Genomic DNA, 18,858 nt, shown 5'->3' on the forward strand with positions numbered 1-18,858 from the left:
TTGCCGGAGCGGCCCTGCGGCCAGCTCCGGCAACCGGAGGTCAGCTCAGCTTCGCCGGCACGTTGTAGGCCTCCACCGACAGCCGCGGGGACTTCACGGACCGCCGCGGCGCGATCGTGACCGTGCGGGACTCCCCTGGCAGCAGCCAGAAGTAGTTGTCGCCGTAGATCGTCGGCAGCACGCGGTCCTTGCCGTTGTTCTCGCGCAGCGACAGCCGGACCATCGCGGCCACGGTCGTGCCCGTGTTGCGGATCGTCGCGGTGTAACCGTCCTTGCCCGCCGCACGAAGGCTGGTCGACAGCTGCGTGCGCCCCAGCTGGTTGAGCGCGCGCATCGCCGTGTCCGCCCGGTAGCGCCAGTAGGTGTTCTCCGAGACGACGGCGCCGTGCGAGTCCGTCATCGTCAGGCGCAGCAGGTGCAGTGCGGGCAGGTCCGCACCGAACGGCACCGTGAACGCGGCCGTGCCCGAGATCGGGGCCACGTCGACCTTCTGGGTCTGCGCCGCGCCCAGCGGCTTGCCGTCGAGCCCGTGCAGCTGCGCGGTCACGGTCATGCCGCTCATCGCGTTCGGCGTGTGGTTGATCGCCCGCACCTGCCAGGTCGTGAGATCCGCCTGCACGTGCCGCGACTCGCAGCCCTTGCGCGAGCCGTAGTAGCTGCCGTTCACGTCCAGGTCGTAGTCGTAGGTCTGCCAGACCGTGCTGTGCCAGGCCGGGTGCGACATCCACAGCAGCACGCCGGTGGCGTCGTTCCACAGCTTGGAGTTCCACGCCTCGAAGATCGCGCGCATGCTCTCGAAGTTCACGAACTGCGCCTTGCGGCAGAACTCCTCCAGGCTCGACGACGGCGCGAGCCGGGCGTCGATCGCCGCCAGGTAGGTCTGCGGCGACTGGTTGCCCTGCGTGGACCAGTCGTGCAGGAACCACGGCGCGCCGATCGGCCAGCCCGCGTCGCCCTCGCCGACGAGGTTGCGCATGCTCTCCACCACGGACACCGTGGGGATGCCGATCTCGCTCCAGAAGCCGGCCTTGCCGCCCGTCGCCTCACCGGTGAAGTACTGCTTCGGGTCGAGCCAGCGGTACGGGCCGTCGCCGGTGATCACGCCGCCGGCGGAGTTGCTCTGGTAGAGCAAGTCCGTGTTCTCCGTGACGATCGAGCGCAGCGCCTGGTCGATCACCGCCGGCGGGGTGCCCTCGTTGCAGCCGAACCACACCGCGACCGACGGGTGGGCGCGGTAGCGCAGCACCGTGTCCTTGGCCTGGGCCAGGAAGATGTCGTGGTTGGCCGGGTCCGTGGAGAAACCGTCCCAGAACTCCGTCCACACGAGAATGCCGTAGCGGTCGCACGCTTCGAACAGCTCTTCGCGGTAGGAGGAGCCGATCCAGTTGCGCAGCATGGTGAAGTTCATGTCGCGGTGCATCGCGACGACGTTGTCCACGCGCTCCGGCGGCATCCGGCGCAGCAGCTCGTCCCAGCCCCAGCTGCCGCCGCGGCAGAACACCTTGACCCCGTTGACGATGAACGTCAGCGGCTTCGCGGAGTTGTCCACCGACGCCGCGTCGGTCCAATTGTCGCCGTCGGCCGAGACCTGGATCCGGAACGTCTGCGCGTACGCGGTCTCCCACGCCAGCACGACGCGGTCGAACGACGTCGTGACGCCGAGGTCGACCTGCAGCCACTGGTTGTCGGCGTACTCCGAGGTCCAGCGCGTCTTCGGGTCGCCGTCGAACGCGTTCTGCGGCGGGTTGCCGTCCGCGACCGTGGAGCTGGTGCCCGTCTTGCCCTGGGCCAGGTCGGTGCCGGCGTTGGCACTGTCCACCACGGACATCGTCCAGAGCGAGAAACCCCAGCCGGTGGCGCGTTTGTCGCACTGCACGCGGACGTAGCGCGCCTGCTGCGGCGCGAGGTCCACGGTCTGGGAGGCGACACCGTCGACGGGCACGATCGGCACGTCGTAGGTGTAGGTGATCTGGCGGATGCCGAACTTGAGGCTCTTGCGGTCGCTCACCGCGGAGCCGATGGCGGCGGTCACGGTGAGGTCGTGCAGGGTGGCGTCGCCGTAGCCGTTGGGCCACCACAGCTTCGGGTTCTTGATCCGCAGCTGGCCGAACGCCGACGGCGCGAAGACGGCCGCGCCTTCCTCGCCAGGCGCGACGGTGACGGTGCTGGACAACGAGATCCCGTCGAACGCCGCGGTGACCTTCACGCGCTGGGCCACCGAACCGGCGTTGCGGACGGGGACCGTGATGGTCACCTCGGCGACGTCGGTCGCGGGCAGGTTGGGCAGCTTGGTGTCCACGCGGGTGTCACCCACCACGATCGCGCCGGTCGAGCGCAGCCGGACGTGGTTCCAGATGCCGGACGCGCGGTCGCGCACCGCGGGCATCCAGTCCCAGCCGGACACCGCGACGAGCGTGGGCGAGTTGGCGAACATCGTGCCGCCCGCGTCCACGAAGGACTGCCCGGCCGGCCCCTTGTCGCCCGGGCTGCCGGGGAACGGCATCGGCGCGATCTTCACGGCGACGTTCTGGTCGCCGGTGCGGCGCAGCGCGGCTGTGACGTCGAGGGCGGCGCGGCCGAACGGGTGCGCCAGGTTGCCGACGTGGGCGCCGTTGAGCCAGATGTCGGCCTCGTGGTTGACGCCGTCGAACTCGAGCCACACGTGCCGGCCCGCGGAGGTGTCGAGACCGCGCGGCACGGAGAACGTGCGGCGGTACCACCAGGAGTGCCGCGACAGGGCCTCCGGGATGTGCATGTTGCCCATGCCCTTGACCGGGTCGGGCAGCTGGCCCTGCTCCACGAGCGAGCCGAGCACGGTGCCCGGCACGGACGCCGGCAGCCAGCCGCGCGTGTCTACCGCGGTGCCCGACAGGACGGCGCCGTCGGTGCTCGGCGCCCAGTCCTGCATGGTGAGGACCCAGCCGGACTCCAGCGGCACGGAGCCGTCGGCGGCCACCGCCAGAGCGGGCGGGTTGTCGTGCCCGCGCACGGGGAACGACGTCCAGCCGCGGACCGCCGGGCGGTTGTCGCGGGTCGAGCCGTAGACCTGGAACCCGTTGAGCCCCAGCGGGTTGGTGGTCGAGCCGGCGGAGCTCGTGAGGCGGACCCAGCGCGCGGTGACGGCCGGCTGCAGCGGGATGGTCACCACGCCGCCGGTGCCCTGCGCGGTGCTGTGGACGGTGCGCCAGGACTTGCCGTCCTGGGAGATGTCGAGGTCGAACGCGGTCGCGTAGCTCGACTGGACCTCGGTGCCCTTGGTGTTGCTGCGCGAGGCGGTCGTGTCGAACGCCGGGTCGCCCGGGCGGGCCTCGAACGTGAGCACCACGGAGTCGACCTGGCAGCGGCCCTGCAGGTCCACGATGATCCACTGCGGGTCGCCCTTGGCCGCGCGCCAGCCGGAGCCCTGCACACCGACCTGCGCGAGGCCGTCCACCGCGAACTCGGCGGGGGTGGCCGCGTAGTCCGTGGAGGACACCTGCACAGGGCGGAACAGCGCCAGGTCGGTCGAGGTGTGCCCGTCGGTCACGGCGGGGGCCGCGGGCGCCGCCGAGGCCACGCCGGGCAGCACCGCCGTCAGGCCGAACCCGGCCAGCAACCCGGTGCCGGCGGCCAGCACGCCCCGTCGCGACAGTGCCGAATCCGCGCCCGGCGCGCCGCTCTGGTCCAACGTCATGGGATCTCCCGGTCTCGAGACAAAACCCGTCCACATGACGCGGGGACCGCAGGCGTCGACGTCGACGGGTGACAACGTTGCCAGGAAGCTTCCCGGCCGGTCACCCGCTCGTCAAGAAGACAAGAGAGACAAGAATCGGCCGTGATGACATCGATGTCGGGACCCGGGAGGGCGCCGGTCGTCAAGAGCCGGAGTGAAAGCCGAGGTGCCCGGTTTGTCCGGCCGGGCGCGTCCGGGTGGAGCGGACGCGCCCGGCCGGACGCGTCAGCGCACGAGCACCGCGTCGCCGATCGGGCGCTCGCCCGTGGCGTCCGACGGGTGGTTCACGAGCTGTCCCGCGACGGCCATGGCGGTGGAGCCGCCGCCGTCGAGGTTGAGCGCGTCGACCGCGCCGAGGCTGCGCATCAGCTGCGCGCCCTCCTCGATCGTCACGCCTTCGCTGACGCCGGGCTGACGGCCGTCGACGGTCACGAGGAGCAGGCGGCCCTGCGCGTCGAGCCCGGCCATCGTGCGCGGCTGGCGCTGCTCGGCCCACGCGTAGCCGAACGACAGGTCCTGCGGGTCCAGCACGCCCTCGGTCGCGGCGTCGATGGCCTGGCGGCCGTGCCGCAGCAGCACCGGCGCCGCGCTGACGATGCCGTCGCCGGCGCGGAGGTCGACCGGCCGGCCCGACGCGGTGCGCACGCGTTCGTCGACGGTCAGCTTGCGGCCGGCCACGGCGTGGGCGGCGAGCCAGCCGGCAGCCGGGCCGATGCCCTGCACGGCGGAACCGCCGGCGGGCACCGCGCCACCGCGCGCGCCCACGGTGAGCACGCGGCCGTTGCGGTCGAGCGTGACCTGCGTGCCCGTGCCGGTCGGCAGGGCGGCGCCGAACTCGGCGGTGAAAACGACGAGGTCGTCGACGGTGGTGCAGGTGAAGTCCTGCCGCGGCTTCGTGGTGGGCGTCAGGCCGGGCCGGCCGCAGTCGCGCACGACACCGGGTTTGCGGTTCACGCCTTCGACCGCGTGGGTCGCCGCGCCGGAGCGCAGCGTCACCGTGGACGTCAGGTTCTCGATGGACACGTCGCCGCGGCGGCCCAGGACCAGCGCGGCGCGGGCGCCGGACGACTGCGACTCGAGCTTGCCGTCGTACGCGGCGAGCCCGGCGGGCACGCCCTGGAAACCGTCGGCGTCAGCGGTCACGAAGAACCCGCCGTTCACGGCCACGAGCGCACCCATCTTCGCCGCGATCGACGACGTGGTTTCCCGCTGTGCCACCGTGCCGTCGTGCGTCGCCTCGATGCTGCCGTGGAAGCGGCCGCGGTCGATCACGGCGATGTGCACGCGTTCGGCGTCGGGCGCCTGATCGGCGTCGTAGCCCGTCCACTCCGCGACGGCGCTGAACCCGGCCGCCTTGAGCGTCGTCGCGGCCGCGGTGGCCGCCGCCTGCGTCGGGTAAGAGCCGGTGCGCACGCGCACACCCTCGACGCCGTGCGGAGTGTCGGAAAAGCCGGGCCAGCGGACGGTGTCCTGGCGCACCGGGTAACCCGCCGCCTTCAGCCGGGCGGCGGTGTCGCGCGCCCACGCCGCCGTGCCGAGCTCGGCTGTCGTCGCGGCGCCGGTGAGGATGTTCTTGGCCGGCGCGGTGATCGTGACCGTCCAGAACGGAGGGTGGGCCGTGCGGCTCAGCACGCCGGTGCGCACGGTGACGCCCGGCGCGACCGCGTCGGTGGTCCAGGTGTAGCCGGCGGGACCGGGCACCGAAGCGTCGGCGGCCGGCGTGAGAACCGCCGCCGCCCCTGCGACGACGACGGCTGCCGCGAGCACGCGCCGAGCGCGTGACGAGGTGAACACTGTGGGTTTCTCCCTTGCCTCAAGCGGATCCGGGTGAGTTCACTCGCTGCGGTCGACCCGGACCTGTCCGGCGGCTGGAGGTGCGGTGAACCTCTGCCGAACCGGGTGCGTACGTAATTTCTCCGTAGGACTCCCGATGTGCGAGCCAGGCTGAGACGCGAACCTGGAAGGGCAAGAAGCACCACCGACACGGAGGTTTTTTCGATGGCGATCGACTCCCCTCGCCAGCCGTGCCCGGTCTGCTTCCGGTCCACCGTCCTCATCAGTCACTGGTGGGGCCGGCAGTGGACGCACGTGGGTACCTGGCGCCCCGGCTGCGAGCCGGCCGAGCGTGACCGGGAAGCGTTGCACTCCCCCGCACCGGACACCAGACCGCCCGCATCGGATCTGGCTGCCTGAAAGAGAATCGCGCCCCCGCGGAAAGGAGGTCCTCACTCTCCCCCTGATCGAGTGAGCCGACCCGCTGGACCCCGTACCACGCAGCACACGACGTGGTACGGGGTTCGGTGCTGCCCGGATAAAACGGAACAACCTGACATCGGCCGCCGCGCGACGTAGTCTCACACCAAGTCGTGGAGGTGGTCTCGATGGGGACGCTGCCCGCCGAGCTGACCAGCTTCATCGGCCGGCAGCGGGAACTGGTCGAGATCCGCAGGCTGCTCTCCGCGGGCCGCCTCGTCACCCTGACCGGGGCCGGCGGCGTCGGCAAGACGCGGCTCGCCATGCGCGTCGCCGACCAGGTGGCGCACACGTTCCCCGACGACGTCTGGTTGATCGAGCTGGGCGACCTCCACGATCCCGCGCTGCTCGTGCAGACGGTCGGCGCGGCGTTCGGGATCCGCGACGCCGACGAGGACCCGCCGGCCCGGCTCGCCGATTACCTGCGCGACAAGAGCCAGCTGCTGGTGCTCGACAGCTGCGAGCACCTCGCCGACGCCTGCGCGCGGCTCGCGCGCGACCTCCTCGCCGGCGCGCCAGACCTCCGGATCCTCGTCACGAGCCGCCACGTGCTGGGCATCGAAGGCGAACGCGTCTACTCCGTGGCGCCGCTCGCGGTGCCGGAGGTCCGCGAGCTCGCCGACGCGATCGGGCTCGACTCGGTGACGCTGTTCACCGAACGGGCCGCCGCCGTGTCGAGCGGGTTCGCTCTCGACGCCACCAACTGGTCCACAGTCGTCGAGGTGTGCCGCCGCCTCGACGGGCTTCCGCTGGCGATCGAGCTCGCCGCCGTGTGGCTGCGCACCCTGGCGATCGACGAGCTGCTCGATCGGCTCGACGACACCTTCCAGCTGCTGAGCCCCAACCCGGTCGCGCCGCAGCGGCAGAAGTCACTGACGAGCACGATCGACTGGAGCTACCAGCTGTGCACGCCCCGGCAGCGCGTGCTCTGGGCCCGCCTTTCGGTGTTCGCCGGCGGGTTCCACCTCACCGCGGCCGAGGAGGTGTGCGGGGCCGGGGGAATCGAGCCCGGCGATGTGCTCGCCCTGGTGGCGGCGCTTGTGGACAAGTCCATCGTGGTCACCGCACCGGGCCGGGCGCCGACGCGGTTCCGCCTGCTGCAGACGATCCGCGAGTACGGCCGGCAGAAGCTGACCGAAGCGGGTGACGAGACCGCACTGGCCGACCGGCACAGCGCCTACTTCCACGGCCTGGCCGAACGCGCGCAGCACGACTGGGACACCGGCGTCGACCAGGTCAAGGTCTACGCGACCGTGCTGCGGGACCAGGCGAACCTGCGGGCAGCCATCGACCACGACCTGAGTGTCCCCGACCGGCACGCCGCCGGCCTCGACCTCGTGGTGACACTGCACTTCTTCTGGCTGCACTGCGGGCACGTCACCGAAGGGCGGCTGTGGCTGGCCCGAGCGCTGGCCGTGAATCCCCGGCCGAGCCGCGATCGCGCGCGGGCGCTGTGGATCAGCGCCTACGCCGCGTGCTTGATGGGCGAGCCCGCCGCGGCGCGGCCGTTGATCCGGAAGTCCGAGGAATGGGGCCGGCACGACGGCGACGCAGTCGTGCTCGGCTACGCGGACATGCTGACCGCCGCGTGCCACTTCCTCGAAGGCGATTTCAGCACGGCGACCGCGTTGTTTCACGAGGCGTACACCCGGTTCGAGGCGATCCCCGGGCACGTCAGCATCAAAGTGCTCAGCCTGGGCACGGTGTCGCAGTCCGAGGCGTGGGGCGGTGACCCGGCGACGGCCGTGACGATCGCCCAGGAGGGTCTGGCCGAGGCCGACACCACCGGTGAGCTGCGCGCCCGCACCCACCTGCTCTACTCGCGCTCACTCGGGCAGTGGATGCTCGGCGAGCACGAGGCGGCCGAAACGGGACTGCTGCGCGGACTTCGCACGGCACGGCTGTTCAACGACGTCCTCGGCGCGGCGCTGTCGGTGGAGCTGTTGTCGTGGACCGCCGCCGCGACCGGCCGGACCGAGCTGGCGGCTGAGCGCCTCGGCGTGGCGAACCGCGTGTGGCCGCTCGTCGGCGGCAAGGCGATGCTCGGGCTGTGCCGCATGATCGACGAACACGCCGCGTGCGAACGCGACGTCCGGGAAGCTTTGGGCGACGCCCGTTTTCGCACGGCGTTCAAGCGCGGCGTCGAGGCGTCGACCGGGTTCGAGGCCGCGCTCGCCCACCTGCTCGGTGAAAATGTCGCCCCGCCCCCGCCGGTCACACCCGTCCGGGACACGTCGGAGCCGGAGCTCACGAGCCGCGAGCTCGAGGTGGCCGAACTCGTGGCCGAGGGGCTGACGAACAAGGAAATCGCGCAGCGGCTGGTGATCAGCCGCCGCACGGTGGAGTCCCATGTGGACCACATCCTCGGCAAACTGGGCTTCAGCTCGCGCAGCCGGATCTCGGCGTGGCTCGCGCGGCGGCGCGGCCGCTGAGAATCACCTCGCCGGCAGCCGGGTCTCGATGCCGTCGAGGAGGAAGCCGAGGCCGAGGTCGAACTGCGCGTCGCGGGGCGGGCCGGCGGGGTTCGTGAGCCACGCGGTGAGCAGCGGCACGGCGGGGTCCGCGGCGCCGAGGTCGCGCACAGACGCCAGCGCCTCGGTGAAAGCTTCGCCGGTGGGTTGGTGGCGGGCTTCTTCGGCTTCCTGCACACCGCTGCCGAGGACGTGACGGTCGATCAGCGCGGCGTAGGTCATCGCGTCGGGCAGCGCGGCGCCGCGCGTGGTGAGGACGGCGAGCATGAACTCGAGGCGCCGCATGAGGTGCGGCCCGGCGGGTGGGCGGGTGTGGGCGAGCAGGGCGCACCACGGGTGGCGACTGAGCATGCCGCGCGTGTCGAGCGCGAGGGCGCGGAGGTCTTCACGCCAGTCGCCGCTCGGGGCGGCGGGCACGGGGACCTCGGCGACCACCGCGTCGAGCATGAGGTCGCTGAGGCCTTCGCGGCTGTGGACGTAGCGGTAGAGCGCCATCGACGTGTAGGGGCCGAGCCGGGCGGCCACGGACTTCATGGTGACCGCGGCGCCTTCGTCGGCCAGGGCGATCGCCGCGACGACGATCTCTTCCCGGCCGAGGGAGCGCTGGCGCGGCGGAGGCGGGGGCGATCCGGCCGCGCTGGTCGTCCTCGGCGGCTGCGGGTACGACGTGTTCTCAAGCGAACCCGGCAGTGAGCCGCGGCGGTTCTTCGACCACCTCGTGTCGGCGGGGCGCGAACATTTCGACGTGTTCAGTGCGCACCTCTACGGCGACCCGCAGACGGTGCCGTCCTCTGTGGACGCGGCTCGCGCGATGATGGCGGCCTACGGGGAGCCCAAGCCGATCGTGGCGGGTGAGCACGGCGGGCCGGTGCCGTTCGAGTTCCCGGAGCTGGAACCCGTGATGCAGCAGGCGTTCCTGAGTGCGTTCGCCGACGCGCCGGCCACTCAGAGCACAGACGAGCTGCAGGAACGCGCGGTGCGGGAGACGCCGGAGCGTGCCGCGATGCGATCGCTGTACGCGCGAATGGCCGAGCTGCCGCCGCGGCTGCGGATGTTCCTCGACGGCTGCCCGCCCGAGCTCGACGCGTTGCGCGACCGGATCGGCTGCCGCCAGCTCGTGGTGCGGACAGTACTGGCGCTCGCGGCGGGGATCCGACGCACGGCGTACTGGGACCTCGCGCCCGAGGTGCCGAGACCCGTCGACCCGCTGCAGATGATGCACCTGCTGTTCGGAAAACTGCCGCTGCTGGGCTACCGCGGCCGTTCGCTGGAGGTGCGGCGGCCGATGGCAGAGACGTTTTCGCTGGTCGCCGAGCGGTTCGCGGGGGTCGAGCGAGTGTCGCGAATGGACGCCGTGGTGCAAGCCTACGCCGTGGAGCGCGCCGGGCGTGGTCCGCTGGTGGTGGTGTGGGACCAGCGCGACCCGGTGGACGGGGAGCAGGAGCCGCCGGTCCCGGTGACGCTGCCGTGGACCGCACCCGAGGCGGTTGCCGTCGACGCCTTCGGTGCGCCCGTCTCCGTGCGTCTCGAGCGCGGCTCGGTGCGGCTGGACGTGTCGCTCACGCCGGTGTTCGTCAGGGGGCCGTGACGCGCGAACTACGATGCGCTGGTGGAACTGCGCCAGCTGCGGTACTTCGTCGCCGTCGCCGAGGAGATGAACTTCGGACGGGCCGCGGAACGGCTGCACATCGCCGGACCGTCGCTCTCCCAGCAGATCAAGGCGCTCGAGCGCGACCTGGGCGTGCGGCTGTTCGACCGGGACCGCCGTTCGGTGGCGCTGACCGCGATCGGCGAGTCGCTGCTGCCGGGCGCCCGCGCGCTGCTGCAGCAGGCGGACGACCTGCGCCGCCAAGCGGCCGGGCTGTCGGGCACCGAGGCCGTGCGGCTCGGCTGTGTGAACTGGCGCCCCGCCGACCTCGTCGAACGCACCGCGGGCGTCGCGCGCGTGCAGATCGACGCGTGGGTGCTGCCCTCGCACGCGCAGGCCGGGCGCGTCGCCGACGGCAGCATCGACCTGGCCATCTGCTGGGTGCAGACGCCCGACCTCGCCGACCAGGACCTCGCCGCCCGACTGATCGGCGCCGACCACCTCTACGCCGTGGCCACCGGCACCGACACCTCGCCCGTCGCGGCGAAGGACCTGGTGGTGCTGGTCGACTCCGACACGCTCAGCTGGTCGTCGTGGAACCTCTACGCCGGCCAGTTCGCCCGCGACACCGGCGCCACCGTCGTGGAGACCGACGACGGCGGAGTCACCGGCCCCGCGTTCTTCGAGCATGTCCGCCGTCTGCGCCGGCCCGTCGTCAACTCGCCGAAGGGCCAGACCACTCCCCTGCCGCCGGACCTGGTGCGCCGCCCCATCGTCTCCCCGACGCCGTGCTGGACCTGGTCGCTCGTCACCCGCCGCGACGACACCCGCGCTTCCGTACGCGCCGTCGTCGACGCTCTCACCGCGGACCTCGGCACCTTCGGCCTCGACGACTCCACCTGGCTGCCGGCCACCGACCCGTACTCCCGGCGCACCGCCGACCCCGTGTGAGCCGCGGCCTCCGACCTACGAGCGATCCGGTCGTGGCGCCGCGGGCCGGCGCGGCGCAGGATCTCCTTGTCGGAACGGCTTCCCGAGGAGACAGCCATGCAGGAGTTCCTGGTCCGCATCACCACCACCGTCCCCGACGGCACCGACCCGGCCGAGGTCGACCGCCGCCGCGCCGCCGAAGCCGTGCGCGCCCGCGAGCTCGCCGCCACCGGCCACCTCGGCCGCCTGTGGCGCCCGGTCGGCGAGCCGCGCAGCATCGGCCTCTGGCGCGCCGACACCGAAGCCGCCCTCCGCAGCGACGTCCTGGGCGAACTCCCGCTGCACGACTGGATGACGTTCGAGATCACGGCCCTCGAACCGCATCCGAACGACCGGGCCCGAAGGCCTGACCCCGGCCGCCGGCGCCCCGCCCCAACCACGCGCAGGCGGCGCGCCCAGCGACGAGTGCGGGAAGCTCCCGCCGCACGACCGGACCGGTTCCACCGCAACGGCGGTCGAGGACCTCGGCGCGGAGGCGGCGAGCGCGTCCGGCCGAAGCCCCGGCGGGGCCAGCTCCCCTGGGGGACCGCATCCACGCTGCGGAGACTTGCACCAACCTCAGCGGATCGGCTGCGTCCCGCCACGCGCGGGCGACTCGCACGATCCCGCGGAAGGTCCGGTCGGGTCAGTTCCCTCCCACAGCGCGCGAACGAGCCACGCTCAGCGCACTGCCTGCGCAGACTCCCTGCCGCGCGCCCAGCTCGGCGCGCTGGCCGGGCTCAACCTCAGCGCTGCGCGCAGCGTCCTGCGGACGCCCGGGTGGGAGCAGCTGCCTCGGCACCGCACCCAGAGCGCCTCGACGTCCGGCCTCAGCGGACCGGCTGCACCCCCGTTGCGAAGCGGGCCGAGGCGGCGAGCAAGGCGTCCAGTGCGGCGCGGATCCCGCTGTGTTCCTCCTCGCCCGCGCGGCAGATCGCGACGATCGTGCGCGACAACGCGGGCCGCGTGGTCAGGATGCGCACCCCGGCGGGCGGCGTGCCGCGGGCGAGGCGGGGCACGAGCGCGGCGCCCGCGTTGCCGGCGACGAGCGCCAGCTGCGTCGGATAACCGCCGACGGTGCAGCTGATCTTCGGCTCCAGCTGTTGCGCCCGGAGGACGTGGACGAGCCATTCGTAGCAGCCCGAGCCGGCGGTCCAGGCGATCCACGGCACGTCGTCGACCTCGGCGAGGTCGACGGTGCGGCGGTGCGCCAGGCGGTGAGTGCCGGGAAGGGCGAGGTCGGCGACATCGGAGAACAGCGTGGTGGCGGTGACCGTCGGCGGGAGCACGGTGGGGCGGTCCGCCCAGCTCTCGGCCACGGCGATGTCGAGGTCGCCCGCCACGACCTGGGGCAGGGTCTGCTCGGCCTCGCCCTCGCGCAGGGTCACCTCGAGGCGCGGGTGCTGGGCGGCGAGCGTCGCGAGGGCGGGCGGCAGGAGGGCGTGGATGGTCGTCGGGATGGCGCCGAGGCGCAGCGGGCCGAGCACGTCTTCGTTGAGCAGCTCCAGATCCGACCGCGCCTGCGCGACCTGGGCGAGAATCCGGCCGGCGTGCCCGGCGAGCACCTGGCCCGCGCGCGTGAGCCGCACGCCGCGGCCGCGGGGTTCGAGCAGTGCCTGGCCGGCCTCGCGTTCCAGCTTCGCGAGCTGCTGCGACACCCCGGACGGCGTGACGTGCAGCGCCGCGGCCGCCGCGGCCACCGAGCCGTGCTGGGCGACCGCGTGCAGGGCGCGCATCCGGTCGAGACTGAACACAGTAGTGATGCTACCGAATTCCGCTCAGGAACATTCGCTTGTCCTTGACAGTTGCGCACCGCAGGCTTGAGGGGTGACCACGACCGAGCTCCCGACCCCTCCCCCCGTGGCCGGGCCGATCACCGTTCTCACCGAACGGGTCGACCCGCGCCTGCTCGCGGCGGCCGGCAGCCTCTGCATCGCGTTGTCGTCGGTGTTCATCAAGGTGTCGGGCGCGAGCGGTTCCACGAGCTCGTTCTGGCGGTGCCTGCTCTCGATCCCCGTGCTGGCCGCGCTCGCCTTCTGGGAGTGGCGGCGGACGGGCGTGCGGCCGAAGATCCTGTTCCCGCTGCTGGGCGGCGTCGGTCTCGGCCTGGACTTCGTGCTGTGGGGCGAGTCGATTCCGCGCGTCGGCGCCGGGATCGCGACGGTGCTGCTCGGCGTGCAGGTCGTGATCGTGCCCCTGCTCGCGTTGCTGTTCCTCTCCGAGCGCCCCGGCCGCCGCTTCCTGCTGACGGCCCCGGCGCTGCTCGTCGGCATCGTGCTCAGCGGCGGGTTCCTCGGCAAGAGCGCCGTCGGCTCCGACCCGCTCAGTGGCGCGCTCCTCGCGCTGGCCGCGGGCGCCGGCTACTCCTGCTACCTGCTGCTCATCCGGCTCAGCAGCGGCCCTGCCACGCAGATCCGGTCGCTGCTGCTCGCGACGGTGTCGGCCGGCGTCGTCGCCGTCGCGCTCGGCGTGCCCACCCACCGGCTCGACTTCACGCCGGGGTGGCCCGCGTTCGGCTGGCTGGTGGCGCTCGCGCTCGTGGGCCAGGTCGTCGGCTGGCTGCTCATCGCCGCCGGGCTGCCGCGGATGACGTCCGCGACGGGCTCGGTCCTGATGCTGCTGCAGCCGATCGGCGCGGTCGTCTACGGCATCGTGCTGCTCGGCGAGGAGCCGACAGTGCTGCAGCTGGCCGGCTGCGCGGTCGTCGTGGCGGCGGTGTGTTTCGCCGGCCGCGCGCCGCGCGAGGTCAGCTCTCCGGGAACGCCAGCCCCACCGACGCGAGGATCGCGCCCACGAGCTCACGCGCCTCGTCGCGACGGAACTCGATGACGTCCGGCGTGCCCAGCAGCTCCTCCTCGAGCTGCTCGACCGGCCACGTCACGACGGTGCCGTGCCGCGCGAGCAGCAGCCCGAGGTCGCGGATCCGGTAGATGTCCCCGACGTCGAGCCACGCGTAGAGCAGCAGCTGCCACAGCCAGCGGCCGACGCGGTCCGGATCACGGACGCCGACCACGGTTTTCACGTCGAGCAGCGTCGCCGTGCCGTCGCCGATCCCGCCGGCCGGGTCGATCGCGCCCAGCAGCACGTCGCCGTCGGCCCAGCCGGGCACGATCGTGGGCCCGGCGATGCCGAGCTGGGCGCCGTCCAGCGGGTTTCCGCCCCTGCGGCGCAGCTCCCACAACGCGCCCCGGTCGTGCAGCCGCTTCGCGATTTCCGCCAGCTCCGAGACCTGGTCGCCGGTCGCCAGCCCGCGCAAGGCGTCGACGCTCGCCCCGCCGCCGTCGACGACCCGCGCCAGCCGCGGGTCGATCCCGCCCGAGCGGTAGACGTCCTCGCACGCCGAGAGCACGAAGTTCGTCCGCGCCAGGCCGGCCTCGACTCCCGGCGACCCGAGCGTGCCCGGGGGCGCGTACCGGTCCTGGTACGCCCGGGTGCGGTCGAAGAACTCCGCCCACGCCTCGGCGACTCCGGGCAGCGGCTCGGCCACCGCGCCGCCGAGCTGGTCGCCGAGGTCCAGCCACGTGGTCGCGGCGGGCCGCACGCCGAGCGCGCGGGCGCGGAACTCGGCCGGCAACCCGCGGTGCGTCGGGTACTCGGCGGCCTGCGCGTGCGCCCACGCCCCGGTGGCCCACTGCGCGCCGATGAGCCCGAGCAGCGCGTAATACGGCGGCGCCGGCTGCACGAGATCGGCCACGCGCTGCCCGAACGCGCCCCCGATCTCGGCCCAGTGGCGGCGCGGGACGTCGCGGGCGGCCGGACGGACCGGCCGCACGTCCTGCACCGCCGCCTCGACCTGGGCCGCCACGGCCGGGGTGCCGGTGAACACGCGGGCGCACCAGGACGTGAGAACGCTCGCCGGGTCGGCAAGCTCCGAAGTCAGCGACACGCGGTCATCCCGCGAGCGCCTGGCCTTCGCGGAAGAACGCGAGGAGGTCGTCGAGCTCCCGCACCGGGTGCGCGGCGCCGAACGGCGCGTTCCAGAACTCGCCCTCGCGCGGCTCGTGTGGGCCGACGTAGGCGTACGGCTCGGGCAGGTAGCCGTCGCCGGGCGAGACGCCGTAGTTGACCGCGCCGAGCGTGATCGCGACGTCGAAGTGTTCCGGCCACAGCACCGGGGTCTCGTCCGGCGCGAACTCGCGCAGAGCCCGGTCCCCGGCGGCGAAGGCGGACAGCAGGGTGGTCACCGCTTCGGCATCGAGCTCGATCGTCTCGTCGGCGCGGACGGACGGTCCGTCGGAGTAGACGTCGGCGAGGTCGCTCGGCTCCACGCCGATCGACGCCGCCACCTCGCGGTAGGTACGGCCGGGCAGCTCGACTGCCCCGGTCGGCGTACGCAGCCGGGTTCCTTCCACCGCCAGGTCGGGCTCGGTGATCGTTGCGAACCCCTCGCCCACCACCCGCAGCTCGATGCGCTCGGACGTGCGGAACTGTGGTCCGGCCAGCAGCAACTCGGCCACGCCGTGGAGGGAACGCCTGGTTGTCGTCAACGCCGTCATGCCCCGATCCTGCCCTTCGCCTGCGCGGCGGGCGAACCGGACACCCAGTACAGTCCCCGCGTGATCAAGAAGGCACCCCCCGCGGCCGTCGTACTCGCCGCGCTCCTCGGTCTCGTCGCCTGCACCAACCCCACCGGGAAGTCTTGGGCCATCAGCTACGAGGTCACCGGCAGCGGGACCGCGAGCGGGATCACCTACTCGCAGTCGGTCGACCGCTACCAGGACGACTCGACGCAGCACCAGCTCACCGGTCCGCTCGGGCTGCCGTGGAAGCAGGACGTGATCATCAGCGCGGGCCGCGACGCGTCGGTCACCGCCACGCCGACTGGCAACGTCACGCTGACGTGCCGGATCCTGCTGGACAAGCAGAAGGAGCTCGCGAAGGCGACTTCGCCCGCGCCCGGCAAGCCGGTGACGTGCAGCAAGACCACGGACGACTGAGCCGGCTTCCCCCGCCGCGCTGATCGGAGACGTCGGGACCGGTCCCGCCCGGATGTGGTGGTCTTGGCCGGTTCCTGCCGCCGTCCACCGGAGAGCGCCCCGCAGGGGTTTGTTCGGCGGACGTCCCCGAGAGGTGGTGCCCGCCGTGTCCGACCCGAATCCCTTCGAGCTGCCGGCTCAGCAGTATCCGTACGACGACGCAGACATCCGCCGCGCCGTCTCCTCGGCCCGGTGGGCGATGACCGCGCAGGCGACGCTCTACCTCGCGCTGTCGGTGTTCGTCTGGGTTCTCGTGACGAGCACCGCCGACACCGACGGCCTGGGCGGCGTCCTCGCGCTGGCCTCGCTCGACGCCGCGCTGGCCGTGGCGGTCGCGGTCTGCGCGGTACTCCTCGGTCGCCGCCGGCCCGCGGCGTGGTGGACGACGCTCGGCGTCGAGCTCGGCTTCGCGCTGATCCTCGTCGTCGGCGGCGTCATCACTCTGCTCTCGGACGCGGGCGGCAGCGCCGCGCCGGTCGGCATCTTCCTGTGGCTGCTCCTGGCGCAGGCCGTGCTGCGGCCGCTGCAGCGGCCCGAGGTTAAGGCGGCGTTCGGGCTGCGCGTCAAAGACGAAGAGTGGCGGCGAGCGGCGCGGCGAAAGCGGCGTTGACCCGCGCCGGAAACCGCGTCAGGACAAGAACTTGGCGACGGCCTCGGTGAAGACGGCCGGGTCGTCGATCCACGGGTAGTGGCCCGCGCCGTGCTGGGTCACGGTGTGCGCGTCCGGAAAGAGGGCCGCGATGGCGGCGGCGACGTCGGGTGGGGTGATCCAGTCGAGCTCGCCCGCGAGCACGAGCACCGGGGCCGTGACGGCAGCCAGCTCGGCTCGGGTGCGCGGCGGGTCGAAGGCGCCTTCGGAGTTGTAGCCGCGGGCGGCGCGGGCGTTGCGCTGGGCCGATTCGGTGGCGTGGTGGGCTTTCGCGGTGTCGTCCCAGCGGCCGTAGTACATCGGCGCGAGGGCAGCCCAGGCGGCGCTCGGGGCGCGGCCGGCGGCGATCTCTTCGTACGCCGCCGCGACGGCCGCTTGCCAGGGTTCCGCCGCCCGGCGGCCGATCGAGTGCCGGCGCTGGTCGGGAGTCTGTTCGAAGGCGACGGAACGGGCGCTCGGGGTGATCAGCGCGAGCCGGCCGACGCTCTGGGGCCGCGTGGCCGCGTACCGCATCGCCAGGCTCGCGCCCGCGGAGTGGCCGAGCAGGTCGAGGCTTTCGAGGCCGAGGTGCTCGCGCAGGGCCTCGACGTCGCCGACCTGGCGGTCGCAGCGGTAGGTGTCCGGATCTTCGGGCTCCGCGGACGCGCCCGTGCCGCGCAGGTCGAGCACCAGCAGGCTGCGGTGCGTGGCCAGTCCCCCGAGGTCGCCGAGGTACGCCGCGTCGCGCATCGGGCCGCCCGGCAGGCAGACGACGGGTGTGCCCGAACCGAGCACGCGGTAGGCGAGGGTGGTCCCGTCCGGCGCGGCGAAGGTCGGCATGCGCGGATCTTGGCACCGCCGGGTGACCGGCGGCAAATTCGGTGGTCGGACCGGGGTTCCCGCCGTAGCGTCCGCGTCGGCATCGAGCGCGAAGGAGCGGGACAGTGAGCACGATCCACCACGGGGAAGCCGACGAGCGGTTCGGAGCCGTCGCCGACGCGTTCGCGCGAAACTTCGCCGAGTTCCCCGAACTGGGCGCCGCGGTCACGGTGTTCGTGGGCGGTCGCAAGGTCGTGGAGCTTTGCGGCGGCGTCGCCGACGAGGCCACGGGGCGCGCGTGGGGACACGACACCGTGGTGCCGGTTTTCTCCTGCGCCAAGGCGATCGTGAGCCTGTGCGCACACTTGCTCGCGCAGGAGGGGAAGCTGGACCTCGACGCGCCGGTCAGCCGGTACTGGCCCGAGTTCGCGCCGGAGGGCAAAGAGGACATCACGCCGCGGATGGTCCTGGGGCACCGCGCGGGGCTGCCGGTGCTCGACAAGACCGTGCCATTCGAGGAGATCGCGCGATGGACGCCGGTGATCCGCGCGATCGAGGAGCAGAAACCGTTGTGGGAACCGGGAACCACGTACGCCTACCACGGCCACGTGTTCGGGTTCCTGCTCGGCGAGCTCGTGCGGCGGCTCACCGGGCTGACGCCGGGCGCGTACTTCCGTTCGGCGGCCGGCGAGCCGCTCGGGCTGCGCGCGTGGCTCGGCCTGCCGTCGACCGAGATGGCCGGGCGAGCCCGGCTGGCGGAAGCCGAGGGCCGCCCGCCCATGCCACCGCCCGAGCACATCCTGACCCGGATCGTCACGATGAACGGCGCGCTCGTGTTCCCGGGCCTCGACGAACCCCACGGCTGGAACGACCCGGCGCTGCTGGGCATGGAACTGCCGGGCCCGGGGGCGACCGCGTCGGCGAGCGGGCTCGCCGGCCTGTACGCGGCCGCGGTGACCGGCCTCGACGGCAGCCCGCGGCTGCTGTCGCCGGACACCGTGACCGACGCCGTCCGCGAGGTCTCCTCCGGCCAGGACTGGTTCGGCTTCGACGCGGGCGCCCGCTGGGGCTCGGGCTTCCTGCTCGATTCGGCGTTCCGCCCGATGCTCGGAGCGCGCAGCTTCGGCAACGACGGCGCCGGCGGCCAGTTCTCCTTCGCCGACGACGAGCACGGCGTGGGTTTCGCCTACGTCGCCAACCGCATGGTCGGCCACGGCGACGCGCGGGCCACCAACCTCGTCACCGCGCTGCGCGAGTGCCTGGGCTGACTGGGCTGCGTCACTGAACGTCCACATCGGACACCACCGGCGGCCGGTGTGGCTTCGCTCAGCGCGAGGAAGCGCCGGTCGCGGCGGGGAGTATCAGCGAGGACGCAGCACAGCATGCGTCGCCGCGAGTATCGGGCACGCGCCGACCGAGACAGCCGCGTCGGCAACACGCTC

At 72.9% G+C, this 18,858-nt stretch carries 14 protein-coding genes and 1 pseudogene; 8 read left to right on the forward strand and 7 right to left on the reverse strand.

Translation table 11 applies throughout. The features are described from left to right. Window positions 1–40: 40 nt before the first annotated feature. Together AB0M56_RS04360 and AB0M56_RS04365 are read right to left on the reverse strand one after the other, a co-directional pair. Window positions 41–3,673 carry a discoidin domain-containing protein gene (locus tag AB0M56_RS04360; RefSeq protein ID WP_364170977.1) on the reverse strand — a complete coding sequence of 1,211 codons (3,633 nt, stop codon included), beginning with the start codon at window positions 3,671–3,673 and terminating at the stop codon, window positions 41–43. Window positions 3,674–3,937: 264 nt separating this feature from the next. Then, window positions 3,938–5,506, reverse strand: a complete 1,569-nt coding sequence (locus AB0M56_RS04365; protein ID WP_364170979.1) for a phosphodiester glycosidase family protein — start codon at window positions 5,504–5,506, stop codon at window positions 3,938–3,940. Window positions 5,507–6,093: 587 nt separating this feature from the next. Between AB0M56_RS04365 and AB0M56_RS04370 the strand changes: the two genes are divergently transcribed. Next, window positions 6,094–8,397: a LuxR C-terminal-related transcriptional regulator gene (locus AB0M56_RS04370; protein ID WP_364170981.1), complete on the forward strand. Its 2,304-nt coding sequence runs from the start codon at window positions 6,094–6,096 to the stop codon at window positions 8,395–8,397. Between the two features lie 3 nt (window positions 8,398–8,400). Here the strand turns inward: AB0M56_RS04370 and AB0M56_RS04375 are convergent, their stop codons facing one another. Beyond that, a complete protein-coding gene (locus AB0M56_RS04375; RefSeq protein ID WP_364170983.1) occupies window positions 8,401–8,970 on the reverse strand; it encodes a TetR/AcrR family transcriptional regulator C-terminal domain-containing protein in 570 nt (189 codons plus the stop codon). On the opposite strand from AB0M56_RS04375, the gene AB0M56_RS04380 reads away from it, so the two are divergent. The 3 genes and pseudogenes from AB0M56_RS04380 to AB0M56_RS04390 form a co-directional block, all read left to right on the forward strand. Beyond that, window positions 8,969–10,024, forward strand: a complete 1,056-nt coding sequence (locus tag AB0M56_RS04380) for a hypothetical protein (protein WP_364170985.1) — start codon at window positions 8,969–8,971, stop codon at window positions 10,022–10,024. The two genes, AB0M56_RS04375 and AB0M56_RS04380, sit on opposite strands and share 2 nt — an antisense overlap. Before the next feature lie 21 nt (window positions 10,025–10,045). Further along, window positions 10,046–10,975, forward strand: coding sequence for a LysR family transcriptional regulator (locus AB0M56_RS04385; protein ID WP_364170987.1), 930 nt, complete (start codon window positions 10,046–10,048; stop codon window positions 10,973–10,975). Between the two features lie 96 nt (window positions 10,976–11,071). After that, window positions 11,072–11,287: pseudogene (locus AB0M56_RS04390) on the forward strand (muconolactone Delta-isomerase family protein); the annotation flags it as partial. 536 nt (window positions 11,288–11,823) lie between these two features. On the opposite strand, the gene AB0M56_RS04395 reads toward AB0M56_RS04390, so the two are convergent. Next, window positions 11,824–12,747: a LysR family transcriptional regulator gene (locus AB0M56_RS04395; protein ID WP_364170989.1), complete on the reverse strand. Its 924-nt coding sequence runs from the start codon at window positions 12,745–12,747 to the stop codon at window positions 11,824–11,826. 73 nt (window positions 12,748–12,820) lie between these two features. On the opposite strand from AB0M56_RS04395, the gene AB0M56_RS04400 reads away from it, so the two are divergent. Beyond that, a complete protein-coding gene (locus AB0M56_RS04400) occupies window positions 12,821–13,822 on the forward strand; it encodes a DMT family transporter (RefSeq protein WP_364170991.1) in 1,002 nt (333 codons plus the stop codon). Here AB0M56_RS04400 and AB0M56_RS04405 read toward each other — a convergent pair. Together AB0M56_RS04405 and AB0M56_RS04410 are read right to left on the reverse strand one after the other, a co-directional pair. After that, window positions 13,740–14,879: a hypothetical protein gene (locus AB0M56_RS04405; RefSeq protein WP_364170993.1), complete on the reverse strand. Its 1,140-nt coding sequence runs from the start codon at window positions 14,877–14,879 to the stop codon at window positions 13,740–13,742. The two genes, AB0M56_RS04400 and AB0M56_RS04405, sit on opposite strands and share 83 nt — an antisense overlap. 4 nt (window positions 14,880–14,883) lie before the next feature. Next, window positions 14,884–15,489 (reverse strand): hypothetical protein, encoded by a 606-nt coding sequence (locus tag AB0M56_RS04410; RefSeq protein ID WP_364170995.1) that lies wholly within the window; start codon window positions 15,487–15,489, stop codon window positions 14,884–14,886. A 60-nt stretch (window positions 15,490–15,549) separates the two neighbouring features. Here AB0M56_RS04410 and AB0M56_RS04415 point away from each other — a divergent pair, with 60 nt between their 5' ends. Both AB0M56_RS04415 and AB0M56_RS04420 read left to right on the forward strand, forming a co-directional pair. After that, window positions 15,550–15,930: a hypothetical protein gene (locus AB0M56_RS04415; protein WP_364170996.1), complete on the forward strand. Its 381-nt coding sequence runs from the start codon at window positions 15,550–15,552 to the stop codon at window positions 15,928–15,930. A gap of 145 nt (window positions 15,931–16,075) precedes the next feature. After that, the gene (locus tag AB0M56_RS04420) at window positions 16,076–16,579 is read left to right on the forward strand and encodes a hypothetical protein (protein WP_364170998.1); all 504 of its coding nucleotides are present in this window, start codon (window positions 16,076–16,078) and stop codon (window positions 16,577–16,579) included. Window positions 16,580–16,597: 18 nt separating this feature from the next. On the opposite strand, the gene AB0M56_RS04425 is transcribed toward AB0M56_RS04420, so the two are convergent. After that, window positions 16,598–17,437, reverse strand: a complete 840-nt coding sequence (locus AB0M56_RS04425; RefSeq protein WP_364171000.1) for an alpha/beta hydrolase — start codon at window positions 17,435–17,437, stop codon at window positions 16,598–16,600. A 104-nt stretch (window positions 17,438–17,541) separates the two neighbouring features. Between AB0M56_RS04425 and AB0M56_RS04430 the strand changes: the two genes are divergently transcribed. After that, entirely contained in the window at window positions 17,542–18,684 is a 1,143-nt protein-coding gene (locus AB0M56_RS04430; protein ID WP_364171002.1) for a serine hydrolase domain-containing protein, read from the forward strand. Window positions 18,685–18,858 lie beyond the last annotated feature (174 nt).

Origin of the sequence: Amycolatopsis sp. NPDC051372 (assembly GCF_040682095.1) — a bacterium.
GTDB lineage: Bacteria > Actinomycetota > Actinomycetes > Mycobacteriales > Pseudonocardiaceae > Amycolatopsis.